The 13528-nt window shown below is 66.7% G+C and carries 13 protein-coding genes; 2 read left to right on the top strand and 11 right to left on the bottom strand.

The features are described from left to right. Positions 1 to 273: 273 nt before the first annotated feature. From AAHM44_RS13185 to AAHM44_RS13165, 5 genes are all read right to left on the bottom strand, one after another. On the bottom strand, positions 274 to 2076 hold the full coding sequence (locus tag AAHM44_RS13185) for an acyl-CoA dehydrogenase C-terminal domain-containing protein (protein WP_184166153.1): 1803 nt from the start codon (positions 2074 to 2076) through the stop codon (positions 274 to 276). 18 nt (positions 2077 to 2094) lie between these two features. Continuing rightward, positions 2095 to 2514, bottom strand: coding sequence for a MerR family transcriptional regulator (locus AAHM44_RS13180; protein ID WP_184166156.1), 420 nt, complete (start codon positions 2512 to 2514; stop codon positions 2095 to 2097). A gap of 149 nt (positions 2515 to 2663) precedes the next feature. Then, positions 2664 to 3173, bottom strand: coding sequence for a hypothetical protein (locus AAHM44_RS13175; RefSeq protein ID WP_342250257.1), 510 nt, complete (start codon positions 3171 to 3173; stop codon positions 2664 to 2666). Further along, complete coding sequence (gene hisI, locus AAHM44_RS13170; RefSeq protein WP_269575335.1) at positions 3170 to 3526, bottom strand: phosphoribosyl-AMP cyclohydrolase; 357 nt, start codon at positions 3524 to 3526, stop codon at positions 3170 to 3172. Before hisI ends, AAHM44_RS13175 begins: the two co-directional genes overlap by 4 nt. 31 nt (positions 3527 to 3557) lie before the next feature. Further along, positions 3558 to 3809 carry a DUF7218 family protein gene (locus tag AAHM44_RS13165; protein ID WP_342250256.1) on the bottom strand — a complete coding sequence of 84 codons (252 nt, stop codon included), beginning with the start codon at positions 3807 to 3809 and terminating at the stop codon, positions 3558 to 3560. Between the two features lie 131 nt (positions 3810 to 3940). Here AAHM44_RS13165 and purF point away from each other — a divergent pair, with 131 nt between their 5' ends. Both purF and AAHM44_RS13155 read left to right on the top strand, forming a co-directional pair. Continuing rightward, positions 3941 to 5401, top strand: coding sequence for an amidophosphoribosyltransferase (purF, locus tag AAHM44_RS13160; RefSeq protein WP_184166169.1), 1461 nt, complete (start codon positions 3941 to 3943; stop codon positions 5399 to 5401). 7 nt (positions 5402 to 5408) lie between these two features. After that, positions 5409 to 6122 carry an SDR family NAD(P)-dependent oxidoreductase gene (locus AAHM44_RS13155; RefSeq protein ID WP_342250255.1) on the top strand — a complete coding sequence of 238 codons (714 nt, stop codon included), beginning with the start codon at positions 5409 to 5411 and terminating at the stop codon, positions 6120 to 6122. Between the two features lie 125 nt (positions 6123 to 6247). On the opposite strand, the gene AAHM44_RS13150 is transcribed toward AAHM44_RS13155, so the two are convergent. The 6 genes from AAHM44_RS13150 to AAHM44_RS13125 form a co-directional block, all read right to left on the bottom strand. Then, on the bottom strand, positions 6248 to 7429 hold the full coding sequence (locus tag AAHM44_RS13150; protein WP_269575332.1) for a serine hydrolase domain-containing protein: 1182 nt from the start codon (positions 7427 to 7429) through the stop codon (positions 6248 to 6250). Continuing rightward, on the bottom strand, positions 7426 to 8655 hold the full coding sequence (locus tag AAHM44_RS13145) for a cyclopropane-fatty-acyl-phospholipid synthase family protein (RefSeq protein ID WP_342250254.1): 1230 nt from the start codon (positions 8653 to 8655) through the stop codon (positions 7426 to 7428). Before AAHM44_RS13145 ends, AAHM44_RS13150 begins: the two co-directional genes overlap by 4 nt. A 39-nt stretch (positions 8656 to 8694) precedes the next feature. After that, on the bottom strand, positions 8695 to 9846 hold the full coding sequence (locus AAHM44_RS13140; protein WP_342250253.1) for an acyltransferase family protein: 1152 nt from the start codon (positions 9844 to 9846) through the stop codon (positions 8695 to 8697). 120 nt (positions 9847 to 9966) lie between these two features. Continuing rightward, entirely contained in the window at positions 9967 to 11001 is a 1035-nt protein-coding gene (locus AAHM44_RS13135) for a 2-oxoacid:ferredoxin oxidoreductase subunit beta (protein ID WP_269575329.1), read from the bottom strand. A gap of 10 nt (positions 11002 to 11011) precedes the next feature. After that, positions 11012 to 11386, bottom strand: a complete 375-nt coding sequence (locus AAHM44_RS13130) for a hypothetical protein (RefSeq protein WP_342250252.1) — start codon at positions 11384 to 11386, stop codon at positions 11012 to 11014. A gap of 167 nt (positions 11387 to 11553) precedes the next feature. Further along, the gene (locus tag AAHM44_RS13125) at positions 11554 to 13497 is read right to left on the bottom strand and encodes a 2-oxoacid:acceptor oxidoreductase subunit alpha (protein ID WP_269575327.1); all 1944 of its coding nucleotides are present in this window, start codon (positions 13495 to 13497) and stop codon (positions 11554 to 11556) included. Positions 13498 to 13528 lie beyond the last annotated feature (31 nt).

The raw sequence follows: 13528 nt of genomic DNA, 5'->3' as shown, positions 1-13528 counted from the left end.
CGGGCGGCGCCCTGGGCCCCACGCGGTTCGGCGCACAACCCCTGGCCCCGGGCTTCCGCCGGGGAAGCTGGAGGGTAGACGCAACGCTGCCTTGGGGTTCGGTGGCCTCGCTTCCACCGTCTCCCTGAACTTGTTTCAGGTCCAACGCGCCTCGGGCGATATCCTGTGTGGTGGTTTGGATGCTGAAACAAGTTCAGCATGACGATTGAAGGCGTCGTTCAGCGCTTCAACGCTATTCTGCTCCCCTCCTTCCAGGGAGGGGAGCTGGAGACGTTAGGCCGCCCGGAACAGGTCCGGGTCGAGCGCCATCACTGTCTCGCTGCCGGCTTCGATCTTGCGGCGCAGGCCGCTGGCGTCCGGGAAGAAGCGTTCGGCGAAGAAGCGGGCGGTGACCAGCTTGGCTTCGTAGAATTTGGTGTCGCCCTCGCCCGTGGCCAGCGCGGCGGCGGCGGCCTTGGCCATGCGGAGCCACATCAGGCCGAGCGCGACCGTGCCGGTGAGCTGCATATAGGGATAGGCGCCGGCGCCGACGTCGTTCGGGTTCTTGAAGCCGTTCTGGGCGAGCCACATCGTCGCGCCCTGGAGATGGCCGAGGGTCTTCTCCAGCCCTTCGGCCAGCGCCGCGAGCTTCTCGTCGCCCTTGGCGGCGGCGGCTTCCTCGGCGACCAGCTTGAAGAAGGCCTGGACCGCGCGGCCGCCGTTCATGGCGAGCTTGCGGCCGACCAGGTCCATCGCCTGAACGCCGTTGGTGCCCTCATAGATCATCGAGATGCGGGCATCGCGGACGTACTGCTCCATGCCCCATTCGGCGATGTAGCCATGACCGCCATAGACCTGCTGGCTGTCGGTCGCGACCTTGTAGCCGATATCGGTGCCGACGCCCTTGATGACAGGCGTGAGCAGGCCGATCAGGTCCGCGGCGAGCTGGCGCTCCTCCTCGGTGGCGGCGGCATGCTCGAGATCGACCTGGAGCGCACCCCAGAGGCAGAGCGCGCGCATGCCCTCGGTCTGCGCCTTGGCTTCCATCAGCATGCGGCGGACGTCCGGGTGGACGAACAGCGTATCGGCCTTTTCGTTCGGCTCCTGCGGGCCAGTGAGCGCGCGGCCCTGGCGGCGGTCATGCGCGTACTGGACAGCGTTCTGCAGCGCGACCTCGCCGACGCCGAGGCCCTGGAGGCCGACGCCGAGACGCGCGGCGTTCATCATGATGAACATCGCGGCGAGGCCCTTCATCTCCTCGCCGACGAGCCAGCCGGTGGCGCCGTCATAGTTCATCACGCAGGTCGAATTGGCGTGGATGCCCATCTTGTGCTCGATCGAGCCGCAGGTGACGGCGTTGCGATCGCCCAGCGAGCCGTCGTCGTTGACGAGGAACTTGGGGACGACGAACAGCGAGATGCCCTTGCTGCTCTCCGGCGCGCCCGGCGTCTTGGCGAGGACGAGATGGATGATGTTCTCGGTCAGGTCATGCTCGCCCGAGGAGATGAAGATCTTGGTGCCGGTGATCGAATAGCTGCCATCGGCGTTCGGCTCGGCGCGGGTGCGGATCAGGCCTAGATCGGTGCCGCACTGCGGCTCGGTGAGGTTCATCGTGCCGCCCCAGGTGCCGGCGACCATCTTGGGGACGTACTTCTCCTGCTGCTCGGGCGAGCCCTTGACCAGCAGGGCCGCGACCGCGCCGTGGGTGAGGCCCGGATACATGGCGAAGGCCATGTTCGAGGAGATCATGAACTCCTGGAACGCCGTCGAGATGACGTGCGGCATGCCCTGGCCGCCGAACGCCTCGGGGAAGCTGAGCGTGCCCCAGCCGCTCTCGACGAACTGATTGTACGCTTCCTTGTAGCCGGCGGGCGTGGTGACGCTGCCGTCGTCATGGCGCTTGCAGCCTTCCTGGTCGCCCGAATGGTTGATCGGGAACAGGACCTCGGCGACGAACTGGCCGCCCTGCTCGAGCACGGCGTCGACCGTGTCCGGCGTGGCGTTCTCGAAGCCGGGAAGATTGGCATAGCGATCGAGGCCGATCACCTGCTCGAGGATGAAGCGGGTGTCGCGCACCGGCGGAGTATACTGGGGCATTTCAGGGTTCCTCGGGGGTTAGTCGCTGCTCTTGAGCAGTTCGACGAATTGCTGGAGCTCGGCGATGTGCGCGTCGATGTCGCGCTTCTGGTTCTCGAGCAGGTCGATGCGTTCGAGGCAGCGCTCGAGCGTGACCTGCTTCTGGGTGCTGCGATCGTCGCCGACATCGTAGAGGTCGATCATCTCGCGGATCTCGGCGAGGCTGAAGCCGACGCGCTTGCCGCGCAGGATCCAGGCGAGCCGGGCGCGGTCGCGGTGCGAATAGATGCGGGCGGTGCCGCGGCGCTCGGGGGCGATCAGGCCCTCGTCCTCATAGAAGCGAAGCGCGCGGGGCGTGACCGAGAATTCGGCGCACAGGTCCGAGATGGTGAAGCTGTCGCGGTCCGGTCGCGGCTCGATCGGGGCCAGGGCTTCGAGCGGGAAAGCTGGTGCGTTCATGGGCATAAAATACTTTCCCCTTACGTGAACGTCAATTGCCTGCGCGGCCGAAATCGACCTTTTCCGTCATCCCGGCGAAAGCCGGGGCGCTCGTGCGGCGCCCCTCCCGCGCCTTCGCCTGAGATCCCGGCTTTCACCGGGATGACGGCTTAGTCGCCGCCGCCGCAGAGCCTCTTGCCGTTCGCATCGCGCATCGCGGCGGCCTCGGCGGCCGACTCGCTGAGCCGGGTCACTTCGAGGCCGGCATAGGACGCGCGCTTTGCGCAATATTTGTTGCAGCCGTCCGGCAGCGCGCCGGGGAAGGCGATCTTGTCGCCGTCATATTTGGCATCGAACGAGCAACTGCCGTCCTCGCCGAACTCGACATGGAGCGACTCCCCTACCCGGCTCGCCCGCCCGGTGCCGCTGCAGGTGATGCGGTCGCCATAATCGACGAACGCGCCGATCCGGTAGCCGAGTTCGGCGTCGGGGACGATGCAGACGCGGTCGGTGTCGCGGGCGTAGAGGCCGGCGATGTCGGTGTCGGCGGGGTTGCGGACGAGGCCGCGCTCGATGGCGGCCTTTTCCAGGTCCTGGGGCGGCTGGGCCTTGTTGTCCGGCGCCGTGCCCGAGGAGCAGGCGGCGAGGAGGAGCGCGAGGAGCGGCCCGGCGCGCTTCATCCGCGGACGAGCTTTCCGCCTTCGACGATGCGGTAGAAGCAGCTCGGCGCGCCGGTGTGGCAGGCGGGGCCGTGCGGCTCGACCTTGAGCCAGACCGCGTCCTGGTCGCAGTCTATCCGGGCCTCGAGCACCTTGAGGATATGGCCCGAGGTCTCGCCCTTCTTCCAGAGCTTGCCGCGGCTGCGCGACCAGAAGGTCGCCTCGCCGGTGTCGAGCGTGGCCTGGAGCGCCTCGGCGTTCATGTGCGCGAGCATCAGCACCGTGCCGTCCGGAGCGGTGCAGACGGCGGTGATCAGGCCGGCGGCGTCATATTTCGGGTCGAGCACGAGGCCCGTTTCGCGTTCATTGTCCACGCGCGCTGTCTAGCGCGGCGCGGGCCAGGCCTCAATGATCGCGGATGGCCTCGATCAGCTTGTCCTTGTCCATCTTGGAGCGGCCCTCGATGCCGATCTCCCGCGCCTCGTCATAGAGCTGGTCCTTCGAGCGGCTCTCGAGCGTGCCGCCGCGATGGTCGAGCGTGCCTTCGGCCTGGGCGTTGGCGATTCGCGCCGACTTCTCCTTCGAGTTCCCCTCATCGCGGAGTTTCTCGTAGAGTTCGTCGTTCTTGATCTGGGGTCCATGGTCGTGTCCGGGCATGGGAACGGCTCCTTTCGCCCTGAAAAACCACCGGAAAAGCCAGCAAGTTCATTTCTTTGTGACAAGCGGGCGACAAACCGGGACGAAGCGCCTATATGCCCGCTCGATAGTTCAAAACCCCTTGAGGGCTGATGCTTACCACAAACCCGTTCGATGACGACAAGCTGCGCGAAGAGTGCGGCATTTTCGGCGTTTCCGGCATGGACGGCGCTGCCGCCGCGGTCGCGCTTGGCCTGCATGCGCTGCAGCACCGTGGACAGGAGGCGGCGGGCATCACCAGCTTCGACGGCCGCCAGTTCCACATCCACCGCGCAATGGGCCATGTCGCCGGCAATTTCGACCGCGACGACGTGATCCGCGGGCTGCACGGCGACACCGCCTGCGGCCATGTCCGCTACTCGACCACCGGCGAGACCTCGCTGCGCAACGTCCAGCCGCTCTATGCCGAGCTGGCCAGCGGCGGCTTCGCGATCGCGCATAACGGCAACATCTCGAACGCGATGCGCCTGCGCCGCGACCTGATCCGCCGCGGCGCGATCTTCCAGTCGACCAGCGACACCGAGGTGATCATCCACCTCGTCGCGACCTCGCAGTTCCGCACGCTGATCGACCGCTTCATCGACGCGCTCAAGCAGGTCGAGGGCGCCTATTCGCTGATCGTCATGACCCCCGAGGGCATGATCGCCTGCCGCGACCCGCTGGGCATCCGCCCGCTGGTGATGGGCAAGCTCGACGACACGATCGTCTTCGCATCCGAGACGGTGGCGCTCGACGTGGTCGGCGCCGACTATGTCCGCGACGTCGAGCCGGGTGAGCTGGTGATCGTGAAGGGCGGCGAGATCAGCTCGCACAAGCCGTTCGCGCCCGTCGGCGCCCGTCCCTGCATCTTCGAGTATGTCTATTTCTCCCGTCCGGATTCGATCAGCGACAACCGCTCGGTCTATTCGGTGCGCAAGGCGATCGGCGCGCAGCTGGCGATCGAGGCACCGGTCGAGGCCGACCTGGTCGTCCCCGTCCCAGATTCCGGCGTGCCGGCGGCGATCGGCTATGCCCAGCAGAGCGGCATCCCGTTCGAGCTTGGCATCATCCGCTCGCACTATGTCGGCCGTACCTTCATCCAGCCCGGCGACCAGATCCGCCACCTGGGCGTGAAGCTGAAGCACAACGCCAATCGCGAGCTGATCAAGGGCAAGCGCGTGGTGCTGATCGACGATTCGATCGTCCGCGGCACCACCAGCCTCAAGATCGTGCAGATGATGCGCGAAGCGGGTGCTGCCGAAGTGCACATGCGCATCGCCAGCCCGCCGACCCGGCACAGCTGCTTCTACGGCGTCGATACGCCGGAGCGCGCCAAGCTGCTCGCGGCCAAGCTGGACGTGGGCGGGATGACCGACTTCATCCATGCCGACAGCCTGGCCTTCATCTCGATCGACGGCCTGTACAAGGCGCTGGGCGAGGCGCACCGCGCGGATATCCATCCGAAATACTGCGATGCCTGCTTCACCGGCGAATATCCGACGACGCTGACCGACCAGGACGAGAACGGCCCACCGACCGACCAGTTCGCGCTGCTTCACGAGCGCGTGGGCTAAGACCGGGATGAGCGAGGGGGCACTTTCGGGGCGCACCGCGCTCGTCACCGGCGCGAGCCGGGGCATCGGCGCGGCGACCGCGATCGCACTGGGCAGCCAGGGCGCGCATGTCATCCTGACCGCGCGCACCGCGGGCGGGCTCGAGGAAGTCGAGGAAACGATCTTCGCGGCGGGTGGTTCGGCGACGATCGCCCCGCTCGACCTGACCGAGAATGACAGCATCGCCCGGCTCGCGGAGGCGATCTCGGGCCGTTGGACGGCGCTGGACGTGCTCGTGCTCAACGCTGCCCAGCTCGGCACGCTGAGCGCGGTGCCGGCGATCGATTTCAAGGAATATGCCAAGATCTTGACGCTCAACGTCACCGCCCAGGCGGCGATGCTCGCGGCGTTCGACCCGATGCTCAAGGCATCGAGCGGTGCGCGAGTGATCGGGGTGACCTCCAGCGTCGGCCGCACCGCGCGCGCCTATTGGGGCGTCTACGGATCGTCCAAGGCGGCGTTCGAGAACCTGCTGCTCACCTATGGCGAGGAAGTCGCGCATATCAGCGGCATCCGCGTCGGCATCCTCGATCCCGGCGCCACCCGCACCAAGATGCGCGCCCGCGCCTTCCCCGGCGAGGATCCGGCGACGGTGAAGGCGCCGGAAGTGGTGGCGGAACGGATCGCGGCGCTGGCGGCCTCGGGGTTCGAGGCGGGGCATTTCGAGCGGGTTGAGGGCTGAGAGCTCTCGGTTCTTCCTGCTTCCCGGCAAAAGCCGGGGCCCAGGGTCACAAGCGGATCGGCAGAGAAACCCTGGGCCCCGGCTTTCGCCGGGGAGCAGTTTGACTTGCCAGGCCAGCGCTCGCGCTACTTCGCCGCGGCCTCGAACAGCCGGTTGAGGAACGCAGTGCGCGCCTTGCCATAATCGCTGTCGCTGGCCTTGGGCGCTGCTGCCGAGACCGCGATCACCACCTTCGATTTCGGATCGACGCGGATCGTCTGGCCGAAAATGCCCTGGGCGCCGAAGCGGCCTTCGGGATAGGTCCACCATTGATAGCCATAGCCGAAGCCCGGTACGCCGATATCGGCATGGGCGGTGGTCGACTGGCGATACCAGTCGGCAGGGACGACGCCCTTGCCGCCCTCGAGCGCGAACTGGCCGAGCCGGGCATAGTCGCGCAAGCTCACCGACAGGCAGCAGCCGCTGACCTCGTGTCCGGACGGATCGACCATCCAGAACGCGTCCTGCTCCATGCCATAGGGCTGCCAGATCTTCGCGCTGAGATAGGTGGCGAGCGGCTTGCCGGTGGCGCGCATCACCAGCACGCCGATCAGATTGGTCTCGCCGGTCTTGTAGACCCACTTCGCACCCGGCGCGAACTCGCGGGGGAGCTTCTTCATGTAGTAGACGGTGGGGTCCTCCCCTGCCGGTACCGGCTCGAGGAACATGCGGGCGACGTCGGACTTGGCGTCGGTATAATCCTCGTTCCACTTCACGCCCGAGGTCATGGTGAGCAGCTGTGCGATCGTGACGCCGTCATAGCCGCTGCCGGCGAGTTCGGGGATGTATTTGGTGACGAGCTCGTCGACCGACTTGATATAGCCATCCTTGATCGCCGCACCGACCAGCGACGAGGTGAAGGACTTGGCGACCGAGAAGCTGGTCCAGCGGCCCTCCCGCGAATAGCCGCGGGCATAGCGTTCGAGCACGATCTTGCCGTCCTTGAGCACGATCAGCCCGGAGATGTTCTGCTGGGCGATGAAGGCGTCGAGATCGGCATCGGGGAAAGCGAGCGGCTTGCCCGCGGGAAGCGCGCGGACCCTGGTGCCGGCCTTGACGATATGGCCGGGGAAGAGCCGCTCCATATGCGGGAAATTGGCGTCGCGCTGGGCCTGGCTCCAGAACAGCACCTCGGCACCGACCTTGCGCAGGCCCGAATTGTCGCCGGACTGCAGCTTCACGTCGGACGACTGGACCGCCTGGGCGATCGCCCCCTGCCCCGCGACGGTTCCCAGCGCGAGTGCGCCGGCCAGCAGCAACTTCCTCATATCCCCTCCTCCTTCACCAAGGTGAGCTGGACGACGTCAATACCGCCGCCTCTGAACCCGCCTTCGCAATACATCAGATAATAGCGCCACAAGTCGATGAAATTTCGGTCGAATTGTGCAGGCAGCGTGCCCGCCAGCACGGCCGCATCGAAGCGCTCGCGCCACAGGCGGAGCGTCTCGGCATAGTCGAGGCCGAAACCGATGCGGTCCTGGGTGGGCAGGCCCCGCGCGGCGGCCAGGGCGGCGAAACGCCGCTCCGACAGCAGCAGGCCGCCCGGGAAGACATAGGCCTGGATGAAGTCGACGTTCGCGGCATAGTCCTCGAAGAACGCGTCGTCGAAGATGATGACCTGCAGCGCCGCATGGCCGCCCGGCTTGAGCGCACCGGCAATGGCATCGAGATAGGCGGGCCAATAGGCCTGCCCCACCGCCTCGGCCATCTCGATGCTGGCAACCGCGTCATAGCTGCCGGTGACGTCGCGATAGTCGGTGAGGGTGAAGCGGGCGTCGCGCGGCACGCGTGCCTCGGCCCAGGCCTTCTGCTCGGTGGACAGGGTGATGCCATGGACCTTGCGCCCCTGCGCCACCGCCAGCTCGGCGAAGCTCCCCCAGCCGCAGCCGATCTCGAGGATCTCGTCGCCGGGGCTGGTGTTGGTGCGTGCCAGGATCGCCGCGAGCTTTTCGTGCTGGGCCTGTTCGAGCGTCTGGCCGGGTGCGGTGAACAGCGCGCTCGAATAGGTCATTCCGGGGTCGAGCCAGAGCTGGTAGAAGTCGTTGCCCAGGTCGTAATGGAACTGGATGTTGCGTCGCGAGCCGCCGCGATGGTTACGGTTGCGCCAGTGGAGCAGGCGCTTGATGCCCTTGGACAGGCCGGTGGCGCGGGCCTGGCGGGCGAGCTCGGCGCGGTTGAGGCCGAACAGCGCGAAGAGCTGGACCGGATCGGGGCTGGCCCATTCGCCGAGTGCCCAGGCCTGGTACCAGCCGATCGAGCCGCCGACCGCCAGGCGGAGCAGCGCACGCCAGCTGCGCAGGTCGACGATCGCGGCGGGCCCCTCGGCGCGGCCGCCGAGCAGGCGGGCGGTGCCGTCCGGCAGGCCGAGCGACAGGCTGCCCCGGGCGATGCCGGCGTCGATCTTGTCGAGCTGGCCACGAAACAAGGGGGCGAGCGCGCGTGCGGACCAGTGGCGCGGCTTGTCGGGATTGGGCTGGCTCAGGGGCGCGTGCATTGCGTCGCGCACAATGCACGCGCCGGTGAGTCGGGCAAGCTAGCTTTTGCTACGCTTCTTCGGGCGCTCGCCGTTGAACAGGTAGCGCAGCGCCGGGCTCAGCTTGATGAGCTTCCAGATGCCGTAGGAGCCGAAAAAGGCAGTCAGGCAGAGCAGGATGAAGCGCGGCCAGAGCGGGATCGGCAACTGGTCGAGCAGTGGCGTGACCAGCACGATCAGCGGCTCGTGGAACAGGTAGATCACGAAGGAGGCGGAGACGAGCGCCTTCACCCAGCGGCGCTCGCCATGGATGAAATGCGCCAGCGCGCCAAGCGAGGCCTGGGTGAGGCAGAGCGCGGCGACGCCGGTGAGCACCGGGCGCCACAGGAACGGCACCGTACGCGGATAGAAGGCGACGATGATGCTCGCGGCCAGGCCGGTGAGGAACAGGATCCAGGAGAAGCGGGCGAAGCGCCGGTCGAGCGCGGGGATGCGCTGGAGGATCGCCCCGAGCAGGAACCAGGGCAGATAGTCGAGCGCGTAGCGGGCCGAGAGGAAGTTGACCGCGAAATTGTTCAGGTAGCGATAGCGCTCGAGCTGGAGCGAGCCCAGCCCGCACAGGCCGAGTACCAGGCCGGTGGCGAGGGTGAGCGGAATGAACCAGCGGACCAGGTTGCGCTGCTCGCCCTTGAGCTCGGCATGGGCGAGCGCGGGGAAGATCCAGACCAGGGCGGCGAGCCCGGCGGTGTAGTAGAGCAGCACCTGGACGAACCAGAGATGCTCGAACGGGTTGCGCTCGGTCATCGTCATGATTTCCCACCAGCGACCGAGCGGGTCGGGATTGCCGGTGATGCACAGCAGCAGGAAATGCATGAGCGGCACGAGCAGGAAGGTGCCGGCCAGGAAGGGCGGGACGAGCCGGTGGAGGCGCGAGGGCAGATAGCTCGCCACCGGGCGCTTCTGGAGCAGCATCGCGGCGAAATAGCCGGCGATCATGTAGAAGCCCGGCATGCGGAACAGGTGGAGATAATCCGCCAGGTAGATGAAATCGATCGAGCGATCGTGGAAATTGGCGATCCACGGCCCGGGGCGCGCGGTGAGCGAGGCGTGGTACGGGATGCCGAACAGCAGGAACACAGCCCGCAGCGCGTCGAGGTCGTGGCGGCGGGCGCGCTCGGCGGGGGTGCGGAAGGTGCCGTCGCCTGGGGTCATCGGGACAAGACGCTTGTCGCCGGCGCAAGTTCACGCGGAAAAAGGCCGGCGGATGCGCGGGTCAACATGAACGGGGCGATAGGCCAGTTCGCCGCCAATGCAAGCCGATAGCGATAACAGTCAGAGCTTGTGCGGCTCCTTGTCGACCATCCAGGTCTGGCCTTTCGACACCAGCTTCTGGAGATCGGCGGCCTTGCCTTCGCTCGCCGCCTTGTTCTGCGCGATCACCGCGCTTTCGAACGTGGGTGCGGGGTCGTCATAGAGCACGCCGAGCGCCATCGGGAACGGGCCGAAGGGCATCTCGACCAGCATGTGCGCGATGGCGCGATTGGTGATGTTGTGGACGATCACCCCCGCCCCCTGCCAGTCGCCGTCGGTGACATCGACGACCTTGAGGACGAGCCGTTCGGGATCGAGCGCGAGGCCGCGGGTGCCGCCGGCGAAGAGCAAAGGCTGGCCATGCTCGGCCCAGAGCTGGTTGGCGGCGGCATTGGGCTTGGCGGTGAAGGGCTCGAAGACCTCGTCGTTGTAGACGATGCAGTTCTGGAAGATCTCGACGAACGCCGCGCCCTGGTGCGCATGCGCCGCCTTCAGAACCGATGGCAGGTTCTTGTGGACGTCGATCCCGCGGGCGACGAAGCGTGCCCCTGCCCCCAGCGCGAAGGCGCAGGGCTTGGCGGGGTGGTCGACCGAGCCGAAGGGCGTGGACGGGCTGCGCGTGCCTTCGCGGCTGGTCGGGGAATATTGGCCCTTGGTGAGGCCGTAGATCTCGTTGTTGAACAGCAGGAACTGGCAGTTCAGGTTGCGCCGGAGCAGGTGCATCGTATGGTTGCCGCCGATCGACAGCGCATCGCCGTCTCCGGTGATGATCCACACGTCGAGCTCCGGATTGGCGAGCTTGACCCCCGTCGCCACCGCCGGCGCGCGGCCGTGGATGGTGTGGAAGCCATAGGTCTCCATGTAATAGGGGAAGCGCGACGAGCAGCCGATGCCGCTGACGAACACCGTGTTCTCGGGTGCGACGCCCAGCTCGGGCATGGTGCGCTGCACCGCCTTGAGGATAGCATAGTCGCCGCAGCCCGGGCACCAGCGGACCTCCTGGTCCGTCTCCCAGTCCTTGGGGGTGCTGGGGCGGATGGTGGTGATCTCGTTCATGCGATCTCCCTCAATTCGCTTCGGCGATGGAGAGCTTCTCCATCGTCACGCCGCCGAACAGGTCGCGGCGGATGGCGTCGAACACGCGGCGGCGGTCTTCGGCGCGGTAGATGGTGGCGAGCACGGTGACGCGGACGCCGTCGACATCGGCGATCCAGCTCTGCTTGATGCCCTGCTTCGTCAGATAGTCGCCGAAGAAGTTGCGGCCAGGTGGGCGCCCGTCGAGGCTGAACTTGCCTTCGAACAGCGTGTCGATCACTCCGGCCTGGCGCGGGCTGGCGCGGCCATCCTCGGCCAAGGCATGCCAGTCGCTCATTCGCGGAGCGTCGGCAAAGACGACGGCGATGACCGGATCGAGGGGGTTGTTGCTCCGATAGGCCCGCATCGGGCCTCCATATCCGCTGCTACTGTCGCCGTAATCGGGCGAGAGTCCAGCCAGCTGCGTGGGCAACGCCTTGATATGGGCAACCACGTTCGGGGACATCATGGTTCTCTGGGCCGCAGCGGGAGAGGCCGTGAGCATCAGCCCGATCAGCAAACTCGTGGCGCGGATCACGGGTTCACTGCCTCCGGACTGGGCAACTGGCTGTCGCTGGGCGGGAGTTCCTGGTCGAAGTCCACGCCGATATGCTGGGCGATCGCCCTTTCGATCTCGGCGATGCGGAACGGTTGGCCGGAGACCTTGGTGAGCGACCGGGCATCGACGAGATACTGGTCGCGCAGCAGCGTCTTGAGCTGGCCCGTGTTCATTTCCGGCACGAGGACATGCTCGTAACTCTTTAGCAGGTCGCCAAGATTTCTTGGAAGCGGCCAGATGTGGCGGATATGGATGTGGCTGACGTCATGCCCCTTTGACCGCGCGCGGCGTACCGCCTGGGCGATCGGGCCATAGGTCGAGCCCCAGCCGACCACCACCAGCTTGCCGCCCGCCTGTCCCTGCTCGACCGGCTGGTCGGGCACGTCGATGCCCATCGCCTTGTCGCGGCGCATGTCGGTCATCGCCTGGTGGTTGGCGGGCGAATAATCGATATTGCCCGAGCCCTGCGCCTTCTCGATGCCGCCGATGCGGTGGAGCAGGCCCGGCGTGCCGGGCTTGACCCAGGGGCGCGCGCGCTTGTCATTGCGGGCATAGGGCTGGAACTTCTCGCCTTCCGGCGGGACCTGGGTGTGGAACGCCACCGGGAACGGCTCGTAGCTGCTCATGTCCGGCACCTTCCAGGGCTCGGCGGCATTCTGGAGATAGCCGTCGGTGAGCAGCATCACCGGGGTCATATACTGGGTGGCGATGCGCACCGCCTCGATCGCGACGTCGAAGCAGTCAGCGGCCGAGCGAGCCGCGAGCACCGGCAACGGAGCGTCACCATTTCTGCCGTAGACAGCTTGATATAGGTCAGACTGTTCAGTTTTTGTGGGAAGCCCGGTGGAGGGGCCGCCGCGCTGGGCGTTGACGATCACCAGCGGCAATTCGGTCATGATCGCCAGGCCGATCGCCTCAGTCTTGAGCGCGATGCCCGGCCCCGAGGAACAGGTGACGCCAAGGCTGCCGGCATAGGCGCTGCCCAACGCCGAAGCGACCGCGGCGATCTCATCCTCGGCCTGGAAAGTGGTGACGTTATATTCCTTGTACCGCGAGAGCGTGTGCAGGATCGCGCTGGCCGGGGTGATCGGATAGCCGCCGAAAAACATCGGCAGGTTCGCGAGCTGGGCCCCCGCGACCAAACCCAGCGAGATCGACTCCGCGCCGGTGACGGTGCGGTACAGGCCGGGCTCGGCAGGCGCGGCGGCGACCTGGCGTTGGCTGATCCCCATCGCGCCGAGCTCGGCGGTCTCGCCATAGGCATGGCCGGCGTTGAGCGCGGCGATATTGGCTTCGGCCAGATCGGGGGCCTTGGCGAACTTGGCCTTGAGCCAGTCGACCAGGGGCTGGCGATCGCGATCGAACATCCAGAGCGCGAGGCCCAGCGTCCACATGTTCTTGCAGCGTAGCGCCTCCTTGTTGCCGAGGCCGAAGGGCTTCACCGCGTCGAGGGTCAGCTGCGAGATGTTGAGCTTGAGCAGCTGCCACCGCGCCAGGCTGCCATCCTCGAGCGGATTGGCGGGGTATTTTGCCTTGTCGAGGTTGCGCTGGCCGAACTCGCCTTCGTCCGCGATGATCAGGCCACCGGGCTTGAGCGCTTCGACATTGGTCTTGAGCGCCGCCGGGTTCATCGCGACGAGGACATCGGGCTGGTCGCCCGCCGTATCGATCCGGGCCGAGCCGAAGTTGATCTGGAAGGCGGAGACCCCGAACAACGTGCCCTGGGGCGCGCGGATCTCCGCGGGGAAATCGGGGAAGGTGGCGAGGTCGTTGCCGGCCAGCGCGGTGGAGAGGGTGAACTGGCCGCCGGTGAGCTGCATGCCATCGCCGGAGTCGCCGGCGAAACGAACCACGATCGCTTCAGGTGCGGGATGCGCCGACGCCTCTTCGGGCGTAAGCGTATGCGCGGCAGTCGCCACAGCCTGTCTCCTGCAATTTTATATCGTTGCG

The organism is Sphingomonas sp. OTU376, from assembly GCF_038440415.1.
Taxonomy (GTDB): Bacteria; Pseudomonadota; Alphaproteobacteria; order Sphingomonadales; family Sphingomonadaceae; genus Sphingomonas; species Sphingomonas kyeonggiensis_A.
The sequence above is the reverse complement of the archived record's forward strand: the minus strand, read 5'-3'. Positions and strand labels throughout refer to the sequence as shown.